The organism is Bradyrhizobium cedriense (assembly GCF_054602315.1).
This window is the reverse complement of record NZ_JBTSWB010000006.1, coordinates 1-20,856: the sequence shown is the minus strand read 5'-3', so window position 1 is coordinate 20,856 and position 20,856 is coordinate 1. Positions and strand designations below refer to the sequence as shown.

The 20,856-nt window shown below is 63.1% G+C and carries 18 protein-coding genes; 17 read left to right on the top strand and 1 reads right to left on the bottom strand.

All coding sequences use genetic code 11. The features are described 5' to 3' along the window. Positions 1-612: 612 nt before the first annotated feature. The 12 genes from ACYCVF_RS25370 (at position 613) to ACYCVF_RS25315 (ending at position 11,931) form a co-directional block, all read left to right on the top strand. Positions 613-957, top strand: a complete 345-nt coding sequence (locus ACYCVF_RS25370; RefSeq protein WP_459605003.1) for a VOC family protein — start codon at positions 613-615, stop codon at positions 955-957. Between the two features lie 27 nt (positions 958-984). Next, positions 985-1,572 (top strand): flavin reductase family protein, encoded by a 588-nt coding sequence (locus ACYCVF_RS25365; protein WP_459605004.1) that lies wholly within the window; start codon positions 985-987, stop codon positions 1,570-1,572. A gap of 114 nt (positions 1,573-1,686) precedes the next feature. After that, positions 1,687-2,556 carry a branched-chain amino acid ABC transporter permease gene (locus ACYCVF_RS25360; RefSeq protein ID WP_459605005.1) on the top strand — a complete coding sequence of 290 codons (870 nt, stop codon included), beginning with the start codon at positions 1,687-1,689 and terminating at the stop codon, positions 2,554-2,556. Further along, complete coding sequence (locus ACYCVF_RS25355; protein ID WP_459605006.1) at positions 2,540-3,571, top strand: branched-chain amino acid ABC transporter permease; 1,032 nt, start codon at positions 2,540-2,542, stop codon at positions 3,569-3,571. The genes ACYCVF_RS25360 and ACYCVF_RS25355 overlap by 17 nt, the downstream gene beginning before the upstream one ends. After that, complete coding sequence (locus tag ACYCVF_RS25350; RefSeq protein ID WP_448030311.1) at positions 3,568-4,293, top strand: ABC transporter ATP-binding protein; 726 nt, start codon at positions 3,568-3,570, stop codon at positions 4,291-4,293. Before ACYCVF_RS25355 ends, ACYCVF_RS25350 begins: the two co-directional genes overlap by 4 nt. Next, on the top strand, positions 4,286-5,005 hold the full coding sequence (locus tag ACYCVF_RS25345; RefSeq protein WP_061881451.1) for an ABC transporter ATP-binding protein: 720 nt from the start codon (positions 4,286-4,288) through the stop codon (positions 5,003-5,005). The genes ACYCVF_RS25350 and ACYCVF_RS25345 overlap by 8 nt, the downstream gene beginning before the upstream one ends. Before the next feature lie 102 nt (positions 5,006-5,107). Next, a complete protein-coding gene (locus tag ACYCVF_RS25340) occupies positions 5,108-5,872 on the top strand; it encodes an enoyl-CoA hydratase/isomerase family protein (RefSeq protein WP_459606669.1) in 765 nt (254 codons plus the stop codon). After that, entirely contained in the window at positions 5,873-6,667 is a 795-nt protein-coding gene (locus tag ACYCVF_RS25335; RefSeq protein WP_459605009.1) for a creatininase family protein, read from the top strand. 167 nt (positions 6,668-6,834) lie between these two features. After that, positions 6,835-7,968, top strand: coding sequence for an LLM class flavin-dependent oxidoreductase (locus ACYCVF_RS25330; RefSeq protein WP_459605010.1), 1,134 nt, complete (start codon positions 6,835-6,837; stop codon positions 7,966-7,968). Positions 7,969-7,984: 16 nt separating this feature from the next. Next, positions 7,985-8,764 carry an enoyl-CoA hydratase/isomerase family protein gene (locus tag ACYCVF_RS25325; protein WP_007594449.1) on the top strand — a complete coding sequence of 260 codons (780 nt, stop codon included), beginning with the start codon at positions 7,985-7,987 and terminating at the stop codon, positions 8,762-8,764. A gap of 1 nt (position 8,765) precedes the next feature. Beyond that, positions 8,766-10,631, top strand: a complete 1,866-nt coding sequence (locus ACYCVF_RS25320) for an AMP-dependent synthetase/ligase (protein WP_459606668.1) — start codon at positions 8,766-8,768, stop codon at positions 10,629-10,631. A 76-nt stretch (positions 10,632-10,707) separates the two neighbouring features. Beyond that, a complete protein-coding gene (locus ACYCVF_RS25315; protein WP_459605012.1) occupies positions 10,708-11,931 on the top strand; it encodes an ABC transporter substrate-binding protein in 1,224 nt (407 codons plus the stop codon). A gap of 72 nt (positions 11,932-12,003) precedes the next feature. Here the strand turns inward: ACYCVF_RS25315 and ACYCVF_RS25310 are convergent, their stop codons facing one another. After that, positions 12,004-12,864 carry an AraC family transcriptional regulator gene (locus tag ACYCVF_RS25310; RefSeq protein ID WP_459605013.1) on the bottom strand — a complete coding sequence of 287 codons (861 nt, stop codon included), beginning with the start codon at positions 12,862-12,864 and terminating at the stop codon, positions 12,004-12,006. Between the two features lie 369 nt (positions 12,865-13,233). On the opposite strand from ACYCVF_RS25310, the gene mdeB reads away from it, so the two are divergent. The 5 genes from mdeB to ACYCVF_RS25285 form a co-directional block, all read left to right on the top strand. Next, a complete protein-coding gene (gene mdeB / locus ACYCVF_RS25305; protein WP_459605014.1) occupies positions 13,234-15,912 on the top strand; it encodes an alpha-ketoglutarate dehydrogenase in 2,679 nt (892 codons plus the stop codon). 17 nt (positions 15,913-15,929) lie between these two features. Next, complete coding sequence (locus ACYCVF_RS25300) at positions 15,930-17,210, top strand: 2-oxo acid dehydrogenase subunit E2 (protein ID WP_459605015.1); 1,281 nt, start codon at positions 15,930-15,932, stop codon at positions 17,208-17,210. An 8-nt stretch (positions 17,211-17,218) separates the two neighbouring features. After that, positions 17,219-18,931: a dihydrolipoyl dehydrogenase gene (gene lpdA / locus ACYCVF_RS25295; RefSeq protein ID WP_459605017.1), complete on the top strand. Its 1,713-nt coding sequence runs from the start codon at positions 17,219-17,221 to the stop codon at positions 18,929-18,931. Between the two features lie 17 nt (positions 18,932-18,948). Continuing rightward, on the top strand, positions 18,949-20,478 hold the full coding sequence (locus ACYCVF_RS25290) for an acyl-CoA carboxylase subunit beta (protein WP_459605018.1): 1,530 nt from the start codon (positions 18,949-18,951) through the stop codon (positions 20,476-20,478). An 8-nt stretch (positions 20,479-20,486) separates the two neighbouring features. Further along, positions 20,487-20,856 (top strand): biotin carboxylase N-terminal domain-containing protein (locus ACYCVF_RS25285; RefSeq protein ID WP_459605019.1); only part of this gene is annotated, 370 nt, incomplete at its 3' end.

Below are 20,856 nucleotides of genomic sequence, written 5' to 3'. Positions count from 1 at the left end.
CAATCTTCTTGCGGCGCTTATCACCATCGTTTGCGGGGCGATGACAATCGCGTTAACGCTAACCGCAATTGCGCTTGTGGGATTTCGACAAATCGCCGACTTGTATCGAAAAACCGTCAACCTTCGGATTGTGCATTGCGATCAGAGTGTTAGTTGCCTAATTTCGATACACTTTTGCACATGCGATATGCAGGCCGATGTTGATCCAACGGATCGATCACGATGTAACGACCGGCGCTTCATCGAGTGGCTCCCCCCTGGCACTTGACGGGATGTGCAGCAGAGAGCTTCGGTGTCGAGCGTCGCAACTCTGCGGCCCTGTTTCGTGCGACCGCCTTTAGCCGCGTGCGACCGTGGTCCCACGTCGCTGACCACAGCGCCGGCGTTGCGCGAGACAAGTGGTTGGGCGCCACAGCCCACCACTTTCGACGACCGGAAAATGGCAAAGATCGGCCGGACGCAGAGCCGGATCAAGCGACCAGACAAGTCTCTGCAGCATAAAATGCTGATGAAGCTTCTACGACACGCGTTGTTCAAGCAGTAATGCTGACAGGCTCGAGCGACTATTCATCCACGATCGCACTAGGGCGGCGGATGGTTGGATTGTCGAGCGTGAAACTGAAGCAGGTCTATCTGACAGCGAACGATCCTGGACGCCTGGCAGCGTTCTACGAAGGCTTGGGTCTGAAGGTGCGCTTTGCTGATCCCGGCAAGTGGATCCAGTTCGTGAGCGATGCGGCAGCGTTCTGCGTCGCCGACCCGAAGGAATCCGCGTCGGAACAACTCAAGGATGCCGTTCTCGTCTTCGATGTCGACAACCTCGAGGCTGCCATGGAGCGTGCCGCAGCCATGGGTGCGCATGTCGGCGCGGTTCGGGACATGGCCAGTCATGGCCGTACGGTGAAGGTGCGGGATCCCGGTGGCAACGTCATCCAGTTCTATCAAGCGGCCGGATAGCGCAGACGTTCACCGGGGCAGCGCTGCATGCCCGGACTCACAAACAGACGAAAAGGGCGCATCCATCCCATGAATCCAAGAGCCGTAGCCATGTCGTCCGCAACACCGCCGCTGCCCGAACCGAGTCCGCTCGATGCCGCAGCATTCCGCGCTGCGATGCGCAACGTGCCGGGCACCGTGTCGATCGTCACGACAGGCCGGGCGCCGAACCGCCATGGTCTGACACTGACGGCAGGCTGCTCGCTGTCGGCGGCTCCGCCCAGCGTGCTGGTTTGCGTCAATCGATCCGCCGGTGCGCACGACACCATTCTCAGCAGTGGGTCGTTCTGCTGGAATATTCTGGGGGTCGAGCATCGCGATCTAGCGCTCAAGTTTTCCGGGCAGGACGGCAGCAAGGGCGATATCCGCTTCGCCGACGGTTTGTGGTGCGATCTCAAAACCGGAGCACCAAGTCTGGCCGGCGCGGTCTGCAGCTTCGATTGCCGCGTGGTGAATGCTTACAGCGACACTAGTCACACCATCTTCACCGGAGAGGTGGTGGCTCAGACGATGAGAGCCGGATGTGAGTCGCTCGTCTATATCGACGGAAGTTTCGCCGCGCCAAAGGCGGTCTGAAACACAGGACGGCGTCCGACGCCGCTACGTTTCCGCCACAGCCAAGATGGAACCGATCAGCATGCAAGGAAGACGACGACTTTCCATCGCGCATCCATCAGTGGTCGGACGCTGATGCTGTCGCTTTGGGTCAATGTCATCGCCGGCGGGGTGCTCATCGGGCTGGTTTACGGACTCGTCGCGCTCGGCCTCACGATCATCTTCGGCGTCATGCGCGTGGTCAATTTCGCTCATGGCGAGATGGTCGTGTTCGGGATCTACATCGGATACTGGACCGTTCGAATCTGGGACGTCCCGATCGTCTTAGCCGCCGCGATCGCCGCCGTCGTCATGTTCGTGTTCGGCTATCTTCTGGAGACGCTCGTCGTGAAGCGGTTCGTCGATCGGCCGCATCACTATCAGTTCATCGTCTTCATCGGCCTCGCACTGCTTTTCAGCGGCGTATTGCTGATGTCGTTCGGTCCGGATCCGCGGCCGACGGCGTCTCAGCTGTCCTTCCAGACCGTGAGCGTGGGACCGCTCACCTTGGATTGGGCCCGCATCCAGGCGGCCGCTACGGCCGGACTGCTGATCGCCGCACTGGGAGCCTATCTGAAGTACTCCGCATTCGGCCGATCGCTGCGGGGCGCCGCCAATAATCGACTGGGCGGACTGGTGGTCGGGCTGAACATCCCTCGGGTCTATGCGGTGACCTTCGGCATCGGAACCGCCTGCGCTGGCGTCGCCGGCGCATTGATCTCGCCGTTGTTCGATGCGCAGCCCTATCTCGCCGTCGACTTCACGCTGCTGGCCTTCGTGACGGTCATCGTCGGCGGTCTCGGCAGCTTCGGCGGCGCTCTTCTGGGCGGCCTGACGATCGGGGTCGCCGAAGCGATCGCGGCCTTGATGTTCACGCCGTCGATGAAAACAGCACTCCCTTACGCGCTCCTGATCATCATCCTGATTTTCCGTCCGAGGGGGTTTTTCGGTGCAAAGGACATCTGATCAAGCCAGCGACGCCAAGCGTTGGGGCGCCGGCGCTCTGGTCTTCGCCGCCCTGGCGGTGGTGGGTGGCATGTCCAACGCCTACGTCATCTCGCTTCTGACGATCGTCCTGTTGTTCACCTTCATGGGACAATCGTGGAACCTGATGCTCGGGATCGGCGGGCAGCTATCCATCGGTCACGCGCTGTTCGTTGGAATCGGGGCGTATGCGGTGGCGATCCTCAACATCAAATACGGCGTCACCCCGTGGGTCGGTCTGCTGCTGGGCGCCGTGATTGCGGGGTTCGTCGGCGCGGTGCTGGCGTGGCTGAGCTTCCGCTTCGAGGTCCGTGGCATCTATTTCGCGTTGCTCACGATCGCAGCCGCCGAATTCGCCCGGATCATGTTCGGCGGGTGGGACTATGTCGGCGGCATGCAGGGCCTGTTCTATCAGGCGCCGAGCGGCGCGATGGACCTCGGGATGCTGCGCGGTGACGCGCGGTTCTACTACTTCGTCGCGCTCGCGCTTGCGGCCATCGGCGTCGCGGGAACGGAGCTGATCTCGCGGTCCTATTGGGGCTATGTCTGGCGAGCGATGCGGGATGACGACGAGGCCGCCCGCGCGCTGGGGGTGCGGACGTTTCGCCACAAGGTGCTGGTGGTCTCGATATCGGCCGCGACGGCCGCGATCGGCGGCGGCGTGCTGGGCCTGGTGCAGGGCGCGATCTTTCCGGATTCGATCATGGGCATGGCGATCTCGGTCGACGTCCTGATCGGCCCCGTGGTCGGCGGATTGGGCACTGCGTTCGGCCCCCTGGTCGGCTCGATGGCCGCAATCCCGCTGCATCACGCCATGGGAGCTCTCGGCGACGCCCTGGGGCTCCCCGGACTGAACAGCGTCGCCTACGGGGCGGTGCTGATCCTGGTCGTGTGGTTTCTGCCCGACGGCATCTGGCCGTCGATCGTTCGGCTCTACGGGGCGATCCAGCTGCCAGCGCGCGGCCGGATCCCACAACTGCGGAAGGTCGAGGAATGACCGCGCTGCTCGAAGTGAAGAACCTGACCAGAGCGTTCGTTGGATTGGTCGCGGTCAATGACGTCAGCTTCTCACTGCAGGCAGGGCGCATCACCGCCCTGATCGGGCCGAACGGCGCCGGCAAGACCACCTGCTTCAATCTCGTCGCCGGGGCGCTGAGACCGACCGCCGGGCAGGTGCTGTTCGAGGGGCGTTCGCTCGAGCGCGAGCCGCCCGAAGTGGTGTGCCGCATGGGCATTGCGCGCACCTTCCAGATCGTCCGGCCGATGAAAGATATGTCGGTGCTCGAGAATGCCATGGTGGGCGCCTTCAGCTGGACGACGAACGTCAAGGAGGCGCGGGACAAGGCGTATGAGTCGCTCGAAAATGTCGGGCTCGCCGGCAAGGCGAATGCCCGGACGGATCAGTTGACGTTGCCCGATCGCAAGATGCTGGAGATGGCGAAGGCGCTCTCGACCCGCCCCAAGTTGCTGCTGCTCGACGAAGTGATGGCGGGGCTGCGTCCGACCGAAGCGGCCGGCGTCGTCGGCGTGCTGCACCGGCTCGCCGAGGGTGGACTGACGATCCTACTGGTCGAGCACGTGATGCGGATCGTGATGGAAGTGGCGTCGACCGTGGTGGTGCTTCACCACGGCGCCAAGATCGCCGAGGGCAAGCCGTCAGAGGTGGTAGCGGATCCTGCGGTGCTGGAAAGTTATCTGGGAGCCGGTTTCCATGCCTGACGACGCGCTTCTCGAAATCGACGACCTGTGCGTGGCCTATGACGGCTCCAATGCGCTGAACGGCGTGTCGCTCCGCATCGGCAAGGGTGAACTGATCTGCGTGGTCGGCGCCAACGGCGCCGGCAAGACCTCTCTGATCCGATCAATCGCGGGGATCGTGCCGTCGTCGCGCGGTTCCGTCAGGATCAACGGAGTCGAAATCTCGCGGCGACCGCCGTGGGACATCTGCGAAATGGGCATCGCTCAGGTCGCCGAGGGCCGCCAGATCTTCAGTGCGCTCTCCGTCGAGGACAATCTGCTGATCGGCGGCTCGCTGAAGCGGGCCAGGCACGACCTGGCAAATACGCTTGATTCCGTCTATCAGCTGTTCGGGCGACTTCGCGAGCGCCGCGACCAACTCGCCGGCACGCTGTCCGGCGGCGAGCAACAGATGCTGGCGATCGGTCGGGCGATCATGTCGAAGCCAGAAATCGTGATGTTCGACGAGCCGTCGATCGGACTGTCGCCGGCGCTGACCGATGTGATGTTCGGCGTCGTCAAATCCCTCAACGAGCAGGGCATCACGGTCCTTCTCGTCGAGCAGAATGTCGCCAAGTCGCTCGCGCTGAGTAGCCGCGGCTATGTGCTTGAGAACGGCTCCGTGGTGTTGCACGGATCGAGCCGCGATCTGCTCGAGAACCCCGATGTCCAGCGTGCCTATTTGGGATTGTGAGGCGCGCCGTCTCGGCGAGGCGTCGGACAGTGCCGCTCTCGTCTCCGCTGCTTGGTCCACCGCTCCCCGGCTGTTGCAGCCGCTCTCGCTTGGGTCTCACTTATGAACACTGCCACTTCTCTCCTGATCGAGCGTGATCAAGACCTGGTCACGATCACGATGAACCGGCCGCCGGCCAATGCGCTGAATGCTCAACTCATCGTCGAGTTGCTGGAGGCGATCCGGCGCTTTGCCGACGACGAGAATCCGCCCGGCATCGTGCTCACCGGAGGCGGCGACCGCTTTTTCAGCGCAGGCGGCGACATCAAGGAAGTCGTCGGGATCGATGTCGCGAGGCCGCGCATCCGGTTCTTCCACGAACTTCTCGTGGCGATGGAGAACTATCCGGGTCCGATCGTCTGCGCCGTCCGCGGCTATGCGGTCGGAGGCGCCCTGGAATTTCTGTTGCATGCGGACCACGTCGTGGCCGATGCGGCGTGCAAGATCGGGTTCCCGGAAATCAACCACGGCCTGCTGCCGGTGACCAAAGGCATGCGCCGGGCCGTCGAGAAGCTCGGCCTGCGGGCGGCACAAGAGCTGCTGTATTGGGGCAAGCTTGTCGGCGCGGAGCGCGCCGTAGCGATTGGCGCCGTGAACGAGATCGTCGCGACCGAGGAGGTCGCGTCCCGAGCGCGAAACGTGTGCGGCGCGTTGCGGCAGAAAGACCGCAAGCTGTTCCACGCCATCAAACGATCGCTCAACCTCACCAGCCAAATGAGCGATCAGGCGCTCGAAGAAATGACCGTGGCCGACCTCGACGCCTATGTCACAGACGAGAGCTCGATTAATGTGCGTGCGAGGTTTTTGTCAAGGAACAGTAAGGGCTGAATGATGGCGCGCGGATATCCCGATCAGATCTATCTGGAGCAGATGAGCCACGAGGAAGTCGCCGCGGCGCTGGCCGATGGGTGCACGACGGTGGTGATCCCGCTGGGGGCCGTCGAGCAGCATGGACCGCATTTGTCTTTGGGCATGGATGCGGATCATGCCGATGCTCTGGCCGAGCGGATCGCGCGCAGCCACGGCAACACGCTGGTGGCGCCGACCATCAAGGTCGGCTGCTCGTCTCATCATCTGCCATTCCCGGGCACGATCTCGCTACGGCCGGAGACGCTGGAAGCGATTTGTGTCGATTATTGCACGAGCCTGGCGCGTCACGGCTTCAAGCGCATCCTGATTCACTCGGGCCACATCGGCAATTTTCCGGTCCTGAAGGACATGCTCGATCGCCTGCGCGGGGTCGTCCCCTCGGATGTTGCGATCCTGGCGTTCTTCGACTCGACGAAATGGATCGACACGTGGCGCGATGCGGTGCGCGAAGCCGGAGGAGACGTGTCGGCCGTCGGCGGCCACGCCGACATCGCCGAGACGTCGCTGATGATGGTCATTAGGCCCGACAGCGTCAGACCGGACCGCTTCGAGGTGGGCCATCTTGGCGGCTTGTCGGAGGCTGATCTCGAACTGATGTGGAAGAACGGCATCCGATCGGTTTCGCATAACGGCGTGATCGGAAGTCCGTTCGGCTCGAGCCACAACATCGGCGAAGCGTGCCTCGCGGCGGTCGCCGAGTTGCTGATCAAGACCTTCGATAGCGAGGCCGGAGCCGCCAGCGCCCGCCGTTGACGGTCAGCCCGTCCGCTGCGTGGCGAAGCTTCCCGGGGCGTCTGCCATGTTGCGAATGCTGACAGCATAAAATTCGGAAAGCGTTACTACGCAACGCGGCTTTCGGGCGAAAATATCGCCACGCCTATGAAACCCTGTGCCATCTCGCAAGCTAAAAGGATTGAGACATGGCACTTACGTTTGGGTTCTGGTCTGAACAGGAAACCCAGGTCGGCCACAGTTACTCGCGCAGGCTTCACGAACTGGTCGACGAAGTCCGTCTGGCCGAGAAGGTCGGCTTCGACTGCGTCGCGCTCTCCGAGCAGCACGTGGCACTGGGCGGGATCTCGAGCTCAGCGCCCGAAGTGGTGTTCGGCTATCTGGCCGCGGTGACGTCGCGCGTCAAGCTGCGCGCGGCGGTGACGCTGATGCCGCAGCGCATCAACCACGCCTTGCGTTCGGCCGAGCGGCTTGCCGTGACCGACATCCTGTCCAACGGCCGCATGGAATTCTACGGCGGCCGCGCCAACACCACCATCGCGATGCGGGCGTTCAACGTCGATCCGAACGAAACGCTGGCGCAGATGGAAGAAGGGCTGGCGCTGCTGAAAACGGCGATGCGCCAGGACATTTTCACGTTTGACGGCAAGTACTACCAGATCCCTCCGCGCCAGCTGGTTCCGAAGCCGCTGCAGAAGCCGCATCCGGTGATCGGGATCGCGGCGACCAGCGAGCGCAGTCATCTCTGGGCGGCCTCGCAGGGCTTCGCCGTGATGAGCAGCAACATCTATCAGGGCTGGGAAGCTCAGCAGAAGCTGATCGACGCCTATCAAAAAAACTGGAAGTGCGACGCGGAGGGACCGCTGCAGCGTCCGCGTATCGGCATTCCGCTGTTCATCGGCATCGGGAAAACGGACGAGCAGGCCAAGGCGGATTATGCCGGCCCGCTAATGCACTATGCCAAGATCTCGACCGATGCCTATCCGCGTCTCGCGGCGATTGCCGACGACTACAAATACATGGGGGAGAGCGTGCCGTCGATGGAGCGCGCCGCCAACGACTGGGACTATCTGGTCAACGAGTCGGCTACGACGGTGTGCGGCAGCCCCGATACGGTCATTCGTCAGATCGAGAAGTTCGAGGCCATGGGTATCGACGAGGTGCTGCTGCACATGGACTCCGTCCCGCACGAAAAGATCATGGAGGCAATCGACATGGTCGGTCGCTACGTCATCCCGCATTTCAACGACGGAAATAACGTCGTGCGGCCGACCGAGGAGATCCTCGGGCGGATCCGGCTGATGCGGACCCAGAAGCAGTAATCGAACGGTGAAATCAATGTCGCAATACGGCTACAAGTACCTGATCGTCGAGCAGCGCGCCACTGGCGTCGCGATCGTCACGATGAACCGCCCGGAGATCCTCAACGCGATCAACTGGGAGATGCACGAGGAGCTCGAAGACGTCTTCGTCAAGCTGGATCACGACAGTTCTGTCAACGCGATCGTTCTCACCGGTGCGGGCCGCGGATTTTGCTCTGGTGGCGATCAGAAGTCGCTGGATAAGGGGACGCTGCCGTCTCCGACGCGCAGCGGTCGCCACCTCATCCGCAACATGCTGGAAGTCGAAGTGCCGATCGTCGCGGCCGTCAACGGTGTCGCGGTCGGCCTGGGTGCCACGCTCGCGTTGTTCTGCGACGTTATCTATGCGAGCTCGACAGCTCGTTTCGCCGACACGCACGTCAATGCCGGCGTCGTCGCGGGCGATGGCGGCGCGGTGATCTGGCCGCTGCTGATGGGGCCGGTACGCGCGAAGCACTATCTGATGACCGGCGAATTCATCTCCGCCGAGAAGGCGGCTGCTATCGGCATGATCAACGAGGTGGTCGCAGACGGCAACGTTCTCGATGCCGCGATCGAATACGCCGAACTGCTGGCAAGCGGGCCGAAGGAATCGATCGTGTGGACCAAGTACAGCGTCAACAAGATCATCAAGCAGTACGCCCACCTGCTGCTCGACACCTCTGCGGCGCTGGAGATGTTGACCTTCAAGTCGCCCGAGCGGGCCGAGGCGGTAGCCGCCTTCGCGGCCAAGCGCAAGCGTTTCGCGGAGCGCTGAGATGAAAGTCGCTGCGATGACATCCGGCGCCCAGTTGGCCGATACGACCGTCGCGCAACTTTTGGCTGCGCGACTTGCGGAGCGGCCCGACAAGATCGCCGTGCAACAAAAGCGTCACGGCGCCTGGACCGCCATGACGTGGGGCGCCTATGCGCAGCGTGTCGTGAACCTGGCCAGCGCGCTGCGGCGTGCTGGTCTCGAGCGCGGCGATCGGGTCGCGATCATGGGCGATTCGTCCGAGGAATGGCTGATCGCCGACATGGCCACGATGTGCGCCGGCGGCGTCATGGTGGGCGTTTACTTCACCTCGTCACCCGAAGAAGTGGCTTACTGCCTCACGGATTCAGGCGCGAAGTTCGCGTTCGTCGGCGGGGAGCCGCAGCTTCGCATCGTGCTCGCCTCCGGTCGGGCCGAGCAGCTCCGCGGCATCATCGTGCTCGACCCGGATTGGACCGGCGAGGCCTCGGCGTCGATCAAGTCGCTGGCCGACTTTGTTGGAGCACACGATGTCGATGCGCATGACTATCTGCAGAAGGAGAGCGCGACAGCAAAGGCGTCCGATGTCGTCAGCATCGGGTATACGTCCGGGACGACCGGAAGCCCCAAAGGCGCCATGCTGACGCACCTTTCCATTCTCGCCGGCGTTCATTGCATCACCCTGTTCGGCCCCAGCATGCGCGAAGAGGAACACCGGGTGGTCGTGCATTTGCCGATGTCGCACACCGTGGCGCGCGGGCAGGCGACCACGTTGCCGCTGATCGCCGACGCAGTTCCATATTTCGGCGAGACGACTGCGGACTTCGCCCAGACGATCAAAGAGGTGAAGCCGACCTACTATATGGCGCCGCCGCGGTTCTACCAGCGCTTTGCGACACAGATCCTCAGCAAGGTGCATCCCGCCGGGGAAGCGGGAGATCAGAACTACACGCTCGCCATGACGATCGCGCTCAGGGCGCTCGAAGACCGTCAGCGCGGCCACGAGGATGCCTTCGTCTCGAAACTGTTCGCGGCCTGCCGCGAGCAAGTGTTCCTGCCGCTGCTCGCGGAGGTCGGTTTCGACGAGCTGAAGGTCGCGTTCACCTCGTCGGCGGCGATGCCGTCCGAGCTGATGTCGCTGTGGCAGTTGTGGGGCTTGCAGCTCAAGGAGTGCTACGGCCAGACCGAACTGGTCGGTGCCAATCTGGTGCAGATGGCGGAGTGGCCGAAGGCTGGCAACGTCGGGGTCCCGCTGCCGGATCCGGCCTGGGAAACCGCCGTGCTCCAGGACGGCGAGATGATCGTCCGTGGACCGGGATTGTTCGCGGGCTATTGGAACAAGCCGGACGAGACGAAAGCGGCGCTTCGCGACGGCTGGCTCTACACCGGCGACATCGTCGAAGTGTCGCCGGAAGGAACCTTCAAGCTTGTCGACCGGAAGAAGGAGATCATCAACACGTCGAACGGCAAATCGATCAGCCCGACTCAGATCGAAAACGAGCTGAGGCACAGCCCCTTCATCTCCGAGGCGGCGGTCATCGGCGAGGGGCGAAAATATCTCACCGCCCTGATCGAAGTGGATGCCACCGCCACAATGGACTGGGCGAAGTCGCGCGACGACAAGATCTCAGGTTACGCCGACCTGGCAGCCTCCGAGATCGTCAACCGGCTGATCGAGGCGGAGATCGGCAAGGCCAACGGAAGGCTGGCGCGAGCCGAGCAGATCAAGGCATTCCGCATTCTGCCGGAGGAGCTGTCGCTCGAGAACGGCGTGATGACGCCGACGCGGAAGAAGCGTCGCAAGCAGATCAATGAGCGCTATCAGTCACTGATCGCGTCTCTCTACGACCAAACCGAGGAAAGGCTGATCAAGGCCGAGATGGGCCTTTGACGTCGGCGGTCGCTCTCCAAACCTACGAAGCTACTAGTCAAAATACAGTTCACTCCTTCAGCAGCAGGACATCGAGATGACCAAGCGAAGCGGAATCACGCGGCGGACGATTGTCGGAAGCGGATTGGGAATTGCGGCAGGGCTGGTATCAAGGCCATCGTTTGCGGCGACCACGAAGGTGAAGGTCGGAGCGATCATGCCCAGCAGCGGCGTTCTGGCGTTTCCCGGTCAGGCCTGCGTGCGCGGCATCGATCTCGGCGCCAAATTTGCGCGTGAGAAGTTCGGCCTCGACATCGAGATCGTTCACGCCGATACGCAAAGCCGTCCGGAGAACGGCCGGATCGCCGCAGAGAGCCTGATCCGGCAGGGCTGCACCGTGCTGATCGGCGCGTGGGATTCCGGTGCCACCATTTCGGCGCTGCAGGCCTGCGAGGCCGCCAAGGTGCCGATGGTGGTCCACATCGCGAGCGCCACCCAGGTGACTTCGCAGGGCTTCACCCAGGTGTTCCGCTATTACCCCACGTCGCTGACCATCGTGCGGCAATCGCTGGCCGAGCTGAAGTCCGCGCTTGGCACGCTGAAGGATCCGCCGAGTAGCGCCGTCGTTCTCCATCTCAACAACACGATGGGGCAGTCGACGGCGGCCAGCATCGATCAGGCGTGGAAGGAAGTGGGTGTGCCGCTCAAGATCGCGCAGTACGTTGCCTATGACGAGAAGGCCAAGGACCTGTCGGTGGAGGTCGCCAAGGCGAAAGCGTCGGGTGCCGATTCCTTGATCTCGGTCACGCGCGTCAACGACGCGATCATGATCGCGCGCGAATGCATCAAGCAGGGTTGGGATCCCAAGATGGTGTTTTCGCCCAACTCCAACGGCGTGTCGGACAAGGCGTATCACGACGCGCTCGGAAAGTACGGTGACGGTCCGGTTCTGTCGGCGTTGTGGCTCAATCCCAAGGGCGCCGAGACCGACAAGATCATGAAGATGTTCGCGGCGGACTACCCGAACGACTGGTTCGATGCCAATGCGGGCTGCGCGTTCGAGGCGGTGCAGATCGTCGCAGACGCCGTGACGCGGGCGGCGTCGCCGGAGTCGCCGGCGATTCACGGCGCGCTCAAGACGACCGACATGAAGCCCTTCCTGATGTACGGCGACAACACCAAGTTCGACGAGACCGGCCAGAACATCCACTGTTCGATGGTGATGCTGCAGGGTCTGAAAGGCAGGCCGCGAGTGGTGGCTCCAAAGGCAATCGCGGAAGCGTCGCTCGAGTATCCGCTTGCGCCTTACAGCAAACGCTGACGTCGTTCCGTGCGGCCCCGCGAAAGCGTCGTGGGGCCGCGGTCGTCAAATGCCGAGGCAAGGACGTGCGAGCTAGGGCAAACTGTCCGAATTGATCAGGCGCGACCGCTCGGCAAGGAAGCGGCGCGGGCTCTGTCCCATCGTCTTCTTGAACATCGTGATGAACGCGCTGGGCGTTTCGTAGCCCAGTTCCAGCGACACGGCCTGGACCGAGCTGCCCGCCGTGAGGCGTTGCATGGCGATCAGAATGTGGAGACGCTGGCGCCAGCGCCCGAAGGTCATCCCTGTTTCCTTGGCGATGAAGCGTGCGAACGTGCTCTCGCTCATTGCGTAGCGCGAGGCGACTTCGTCCATCGTGCTGCGGTCGCCTGGATTATTCAACAAGGAGGTCGCGAGGTGTTGAAGACGGGCGTCGGGGGAGATCGGCAGATACATTTCATCCGTCGTCGGCATCTGCACGAGTTCGTCGAGCAAGACCCGGCCGAGACGGCTGGTCGGTCCTTCCAGCGGATAGAGCGGTGGGAACAACGAGAGGCGGTGGATCAATTCGCGCACCAGCGACGTGATCATCAGCGTGCAGCAGGTCCGCGGCAGCATGCTGACCTGTGGATCGATGAACACGGTGTAGAGTTTGCCGAAATCGGCCACGCAATTGCTGTGCTGCACGCCGGCCGGGATCCATACCGCGCCTTGGGGAGGCACGATCCACAAGCCGCCAGGCGCCCGGCACATCACCGAGCCATGAGACGCGACAACCAATTGGCCTTTGCGGTGTGAGTGCAGCGGCAGGTCGTCGTTGTCTTTGCTGGTTTCGAGACAGAATGAAGTGACGGGACGATCGAACTGATCCGGATCGACCGGATCATAGTTGATCCGAAGATCGGGCAGATCCATTCGCGCAAAATCCGGATCGAACTCGGTCTCGGGCGGCATTTCAATCCTGCCAATTCGTCAAGTCAGTCAAGCCTTGATGCAGATCCTGCTGTTAACCGAGGTTAGCTGTTTTGAAGGGTCAGGTCACTAGTCGCGGCGAGCCGTCGAGTTCGCTGATCTGCGACAAGATGCCCGCTCCTGCGGCGTGAGCGCTTAGTGATGCGTCATGTTGCGCCGTGACCAAGCGGAAGCACCTGTCAGGCGGCCCACGGGTCGATCACTTGCTGATTAAACCAACAGCAGAGAATGCTGCGACGCGAGCCTCGGCGTCCCTCCGGAGTCGGGCAATCCGTCGGAACGCGGCCGTATTCAGCAGCACGTGCCATAGCACCCGATGCTACCAAGTGCGGGCTTTCTGGAGCCCGACGCATGACTGCACACATCAATCCGCCACGCAAGGCGGTCAACGCCGATCAGGACACGGTCGAAACCGCCGATTGGCTCGCATCGCTTGGATCGCTCCACCGCAGCGCCGGTGCCGAGCGCGTGCGATACATCCTGGCTGCGCTTGATCGGCGTGCGAAGGAGCTTGGAGTTCTGCCGGACTCTCCGCCGTTTTCGCCCTATCGCAATTCGCTTCCGCTCGAGCAGCAGAAGCCCTACCCCGGCGACATCGCGATCGAGACGCGCCTGACGGCGATCATTCGCTGGAACGCGCTCGCGATGGTGGTCCGTGCCAACAAGGCCTATGGGGAACTCGGCGGGCACGTCGCCAGCTATGCCTCGGCCGCAGAGATTTTCGAAGTCGGATTCAATCATTTCTTTCGCGCGTCAAGCTCCGAGTCGGAGGGGGACTTGGTGTATTTCCAGCCGCATTCGTCCCCCGGAGTCTATGCACGAGCGTATCTCGAAGGCCGACTGTCGGACGAAAATCTCAAGCTGTATCGCCAGGAACTGAGCGGTCCCGGTCTGTCGTCCTATCCGCATCCCTGGCTGATGCCGGAGTTCTGGCAGGTGCCGTCGGCGTCGATGGGCCTCGGCCCGATCAGCGCGATCTACCAGGCGCGGTTCATGAAGTATCTGCAGCATCGCGGCCTGGTGCAGACGGCTGGTCGCCACGTCTGGGGTGTGTTCGGCGACGGCGAGATGGACGAGCCGGAATCGATCGCCGGGCTCGCCCTGGCGGCGCGGGAAAATCTCGACAACCTCACCTTCGTCGTCAATTGCAACCTGCAGCGCCTGGATGGGCCGGTCCGCGGCAACGGGCAGGTGATTCAGGAACTCGAATCTCTCTTCCAAGGCGCGGGCTGGAACGTCATCAAGGTGCTGTGGGGATCCGACTGGGACGATATCTTCGCGCGCGACAGCAAGCATGCGTTGCTGCGCAAATTCGCCGACACCGTCGATGGCAAATATCAGACGCTCGGCGCCAAGGATGGGGCCTACAACCTCACCAACTTCTTCAGCGAGGACCCCGAGGTCCGGGCGCTGGTTGCGCACATGTCGGACGCGGATATCGACGGCCTGAAGCGCGGTGGCCACGACTTCAAGAAGCTGTTCGCGGCCTTTGCTGCCGCTAAGGACATGAAGGGACGGCCGACCGTCATTCTGGCGAAGACCAAGAAGGGCTACGGCATGGGCGGCGCCGGCGAGTCGCGCATGACGTCGCACCAGGCCAAGAAGCTCGACGTCGACGCGCTGTATGCGTTCCGCGACCGGTTCGCTCTGCCGCTCAGCAACGAGCAGGTCGAGAATCTGGAGTTCTTCAGGCCTGCGGAAGACAGCGCGGAAATTCAGTATCTGCGCGCCCGTCGCGCGGCGCTCGGCGGCTACATGCCGGTGAGGCGACGCGCTTCGGCGGCGCTGCCGGTGCCGCCGCTGCAATCCTACGCGGAGTTCGCGTTGCGCGGCGACGGCAAGGCGACGTCGACCACGATGGCGATCGTGCGGCTGTTCACCAATTTGCTCAAGGACAAGACGCTGGGCCCGCGCATCGTTCCGATCGTCGCCGACGAAGCCCGCACCTTCGGAATGGCGAACCTGTTCAGGCAGGTCGGCATCTACTCGCCGGCGGGGCAGCTCTACGAGCCGGAAGATGCCGGCTCGATGCTGTACTACAAGGAAGCGATCGACGGTCAATTGCTGGAGGAAGGGATCACCGAGGCGGGAGCGATCTCGTCCTGGACCGCAGCGGCGACCTCCTACAGCATCCATAACTTCCCGTTGCTGCCGTTCTATATCTACTATTCGATGTTCGGCTTTCAGCGAGTCGGCGATCTGATCTGGGCGGCGGCGGACCAGCGCGCGCGTGGCTTTCTGATCGGGGCGACGGCCGGCCGCACGACGCTCGGCGGCGAAGGCTTGCAGCATCAGGACGGGTCCAGCCATCTGATGGCGGCAACCGTTCCGAACTGCCGGGCCTACGATCCGGCATTCTCCTACGAGGTGGCCGTCATCGTCGATCACGGCATGCGGTCGATGCTCGAGCAGGGCAAGGACGAGTTCTATTATCTCACCGCAATGAACGAGAATTATGCGCAGCCCTCGATACCCGACGATGCGCGCGACGGCATCATCAAGGGTCTCTATCGGGTTCTGCCGAGCGCTGACGGGCCGGCGAAGATCAGGCTGGTCGGCTCGGGCGCCATTCTTCCGGAGGCGCTCGCCGCCGCGGCGATGCTGCAAAGCGAATGGAAGGTGCCCAGTGAAGTCTGGTCGGCAACGAGCTTTTCCGAGCTGGCGCGGGAGGCGCGTGAGGTGGAGCGAACGAATCGGCTCTCGCCGCTGTCGCCCCCGGTCGAGAGCCACGTCGCACAATGCCTCGGCGGCAAGGTGCCGATCGTTGCGGCATCGGATTATGTCCGGGCGTATCCGCAACTGATCGGTTCTTACATGGAGGCGCCCTATACGGTGCTGGGCACCGACGGCTTCGGGCGCAGCGATACACGCGCCGCGCTGAGATCTTTCTTCGAGGTAGATCGCAAGCAGATTGTCGTTGCGGCGCTGTCGGCGCTGGCAAAATTGGGTGAAGTGGCGCGTGAGCAGGTCGCCGAAGCCATCGCCAGCTACGAATTGCCGACCGGCGTTGCATCGCCTTGGTCTCGCTGACAGAGGGCGGAGCGCGCATGCCTCGTTCAATTGAAGTCGTTCTGCCAGATATTGGGGACTACAAGGATGTTCCGGTCGTCGAAATCATTGTGTCGGTCGGCGACGAGGTCACGATCGACATGCCGTTGCTGTCGATCGAGTCCGACAAGGCGACGATGGAGGTGCCGTCCCCGGCCGCAGGCACGGTGGCCAAACTGATGATCGACGTCGGGGCGCGGGTTTCCCAAGGTTCGGTTCTGATGATCCTCGAAGGTCGCGGTGAATCCACCGCGCCTCCGCCGGCGGCTGCGTCGGCGCCACAGGTGGAGCGACGGTTCTCGCAGCAGGAGGCGCTGTCACAGCCGGCGCCCGCCGCTCGAGTCGATGGCTCGCGAGCACGTGCACAGCAGCCGCAGCCCAGCGGGGCTGCGCATGCGTCGCCGTCGGTCCGCGCTTTGGCGCGTGAGCTCGGCGTGGCGCTGGACTCTGTCGTGCCCACCGGCCCCAAGGGCCGGATTCTGCGCGAGGATGTGGCGGCCTTCGTCAACGGACTGGTGCGATCGGGACCGGCGATGGCGCCTGCGTCCGACGCGCCGGTCGATTGGCCCAAGGTGGATTTCGGGAGGTACGGCGCGGTCGAGCGCCTGCCGCTGACGCGGATCCAGAAGCTGACCGGCGCGAACCTCTCGCGCAACTGGAACGTCATTCCCCATGTGACGAATTTCGACAAAGCGGATGTGACCGACGCCGAAGCCTTTCGTCAGCTGGCCAATGCCGAGGCCGCGAAGGACACGGCGAAGCTCACCATGGTGTCGCTGCTGATCAAGGCCGCGGCCTTGGCGCTGCAGAAATACCCGCGCTTCAATTCGTCGCTCGATGGCGATGAGTTGATCGTCAAGCACTACGTCCACATCGGCTTCGCCGTCGACACGCCGAAAGGTCTGGTCGTGCCGGTGATCCGGGACTGCGATAAGAAGGGCCTTCGGCAGATCGCCGCGGAGATGCGCTCGCTCGCCGACAAGGCGCTCTCGGGGCAGCTCGCGTCGGGCGACATGCAGGGCGGCTGTTTCTCGGTGTCGTCTCTGGGAGGCGTCGGCGGTCAGGGATTTACGCCCATCATCAATGCGCCCGAGGTGGCAATCCTCGGAGCTGGTCGTGCCGCCACCGAGGCAGTCTGGAACGGCCGCGAGTTTGAACCGCGACTCATCCTTCCGATGAGTCTGTCGTGGGATCACCGGGTCGTCGACGGCGTGGCCGGGGCCCGGTTCCTGGGATTCGTCGCGTCGGTGCTGACCGATCTGCGGCGCTTCGCATTGTGAGGACGCAGATGCGGACAGAGGAAATCCGGGTCCCCGACATCGGGGATTTCCGAGACGTCGAAGTCGTCGAGGTCCACGTCAGGGCGGGCGACGTCGTCGTGCGAGAGCAGGCGTTGATCACAGTGGAATCCGACAAGGCCACGCTGGAGATTCCGTCGCCGATCGCAGGGGTGATCACGAGCATGTCGCTGCGTGTTGGAGAGAAGGTGTCTCAAGGCTCCATGATTGGCACGGCGTCGGCGTCGGACGAAGCGGGCGCGCAATGCGAGACGATCTCAGTGGATCAGGATGTTGGCCAGCGCGCAGCAGATTATACGCGCTACGATCTTGTCGTGATCGGAGGCGGGCCGGGCGGCTATTCAGCAGCGTTTCGGGCCGCAGATCTTGGACTGAGGACCGCGATCGTCGAACGCCACGGCACCTTGGGCGGAGTTTGCCTGAACGTTGGATGTATCCCGTCGAAGGCGCTGCTTCATGTTGCGGCCGTCAAGGAGGAAGCCGAACGGATCGCGGACAAGGGCATTCGCTTCGCCGCGCCGCAGATCGATCTGCAGGAGCTGCGCGCCTTCAAGCACGGCACTGTCAAGAAGTTGACGGATGGGCTGAGCCAGATGGCGGCAGCGCGCCGCGTCACGGTGATCCGCGGCATCGGGAAATTCGCCTCCGCCACGCGGCTCGAGATTGTCGGTGAGGGGGCAGGCTCGCAGCAAATTGAATTTGGTCAATGCATCATCGCCACGGGCTCGCGCGCGGTGCAGCTGGCGGTGCTTCCCAAGGACGAGCGGGTCGTGACCTCGACCGGCGCGCTCGCGCTGCGAAGCATTCCGGGCCGCATGCTCGTGATCGGAGCGGGGATCATCGGGCTGGAGATGGCGACCGTCTACAGCTCGCTCGGCACCAAGATCGATCTTGTCGAAAGGCTTCCCGATATCCTGGCGGGCGTGGATGCCGACGCGGTGAAGATCTGGCGTTCGCGCAACGCGCATCGCTTCGAGCATATCGACGTCGCAAGCAGCGTATCAACCGCCGAAATCACGCCGGACGGCGTGAGGGTCGGTACCACAGGCGCATCGGTACGGACACGATCGTACGATTTGGTGTTGCAATCGGCCGGCCGTGTTCCCAACAGTAGCGAGCTCGGCCTCGAACGGATCGACGTTGCCATCGATTCGAACGGCTTCATTCAGGTCGACGAGCAGATGAGAACGACGGCGCGCAACGTCTTCGCCATCGGCGACGTCGTCGGCGGTTCGATGCTGGCGCACAAGGCCGTTCACGAGGGGCACGTCGCCGCGGAAGTAGCTGCCGGGAAGCCGGCGGCCTTTACCGCGAAGATCGTCCCCAATGTCGCCTACACCGATCCTGAGATCGCCTGGGTCGGCAAGTCCGAGCGTGATGTCGCCGAATCCGGACGGAAGATCCGTTCGGCAAAAGTCCCATGGGCCGCGTCCGGCCGGGCCATCGCGTCGGGCGCGTCCTATGGCATGACGAAGCTGCTGTTCGACGCCGAAACCGGTCGCATCGTCGGGGGCGTGATCGTCGGACCGCATGCCGGCGATATGATCGGGGAAATCTGTCTCGCTATCGAAATGGGGGCTGACGCGATCGATATCGGAAAGACCATTCACCCGCATCCGACCCTCGGCGAGATGATCGGCATGGCTGCCGAAGTCCATGAGGGCAGTTGCACCGACCTGCCTCCAATCGCCAGAAAGCGGTAGATCAGTTGGCCCAATCGATGTCCGTTATCGAAGCCCTTGAACAACGTCGCGCCGGTGCCAAACTCGGCGGCGGCGAGAAGCGCATCGACGCGCAGCATGCGCGCGGCCGCCTCACCGCGCGGGAGCGGATCGACCTGCTGCTCGACAAGCATTCGTTCGAGGAGATGGACATGTTCGTCCAGCACCGCTCGACCGAATTCGGGATGGAGAAGACCAAGATTCCGGGAGACGGCGTGGTCACCGGCTGGGGTACCGTCAACGGCCGCAAAACGTTTGTCTTCGCCAAGGATTTTACGGTGTTCGGCGGCTCGCTGTCCGAGACCCACGCGCTGAAGATCACAAAGCTCCAGGACATGGCGATGAAGGCGCGGGCGCCCATCATCGGCCTCTATGATGCCGGCGGCGCGCGCATCCAGGAGGGCGTCGCGGCGCTGGCGGGCTATTCCTACGTGTTCCGCCGCAACGTGCTCGCCTCGGGCGTGATCCCGCAGATCTCCGTCATCATGGGCCCCTGTGCCGGCGGCGACGTCTATTCGCCCGCCATGACCGACTTCATCTTCATGGTGAGGAACACCAGCTACATGTTCGTCACCGGTCCCGACGTGGTGAAGACCGTCACCAACGAGGTCGTCACCGCCGAAGAGCTGGGCGGTGCCTCGGTGCACGCCACGCGCTCCTCAATCGCCGACGGCGCCTTCGAGAACGACGTCGAGACGCTGCTGCAGATGCGGCGCCTGATCGACTTCCTGCCATCCAACAACACCGACGGCGTGCCGGAATGGCCGAGCTTCGACGACATCGGGCGGGTCGACATGTCCCTGGACACGTTGATCCCCGACAATCCGAACAAGCCCTACGACATGAAGGAGCTGATCCTCAAGGTCGTGGACGAGGGCGATTTCTTCGAGATCGCAGATGCGTTCGCCAAGAACATCGTCACCGGCTTCGGCCGCATCGCGGGCCGCACCGTCGGCTTCGTCGCCAACCAGCCGATGGTGCTGGCCGGCGTGCTCGACTCTGATGCCTCGCGCAAAGCGGCGCGCTTCGTCCGCTTCTGCGATGCCTTCAACATCCCGATCGTCACCTTCGTCGATGTGCCGGGCTTCCTGCCGGGCACCGCGCAGGAATATGGCGGCCTGATCAAGCACGGCGCGAAGCTGCTGTTCGCCTATTCGCAGTGCACCGTGCCGCTGGTGACCATCATCACCCGGAAGGCCTATGGCGGCGCCTTCGACGTCATGGCCTCCAAGGAGATCGGCGCCGACATGAACTATGCGTGGCCGACCGCGCAGATCGCGGTCATGGGCGCCAAGGGGGCGGTCGAGATCATCTTCCGCAGCGACATCGGCGACCCCGACAAGATCGCGGCCCGCACCAAGGAATACGAAGACCGCTTCCTGTCGCCCTTCATCGCCGCCGAGCGCGGCTACATCGACGACGTCATCATGCCGCATGCAACAAGGCTCCGAATCGCGCGGGCGCTGGCCATGCTGGGTGACAAGAAGATGGAGATTCCGGCCAAGAAGCACGACAACATGCCGTTGTAGGAAGAGCTGTGTTCAAGAAGATTCTGATCGCCAACCGTGGCGAGATCTCCTGCCGGGTCATCAAGACCGCACGCATGATGGGTATCGAGACGGTGACCGTCTATTCCGAGGCCGACCGCGAAGCGCTGCACGTCGAAATGGCCGATCAGGCGGTGCTGATCGGCCCGCCGGCAGCGGCCGAGAGCTATCTGGTGATCGAGAAGATCGTCGAAGCCTGCCGCAAGACCGGCGCACAGGCGGTGCATCCCGGGTACGGCTTCCTGTCCGAACGCGAGGCGTTCCCGCGCGCGCTGGAAGCCGCCGGCATCGTCTTCATCGGCCCGAACCCGGGCGCGATCGCGGCGATGGGCGACAAGATCGAATCGAAGAAGGCGGCCG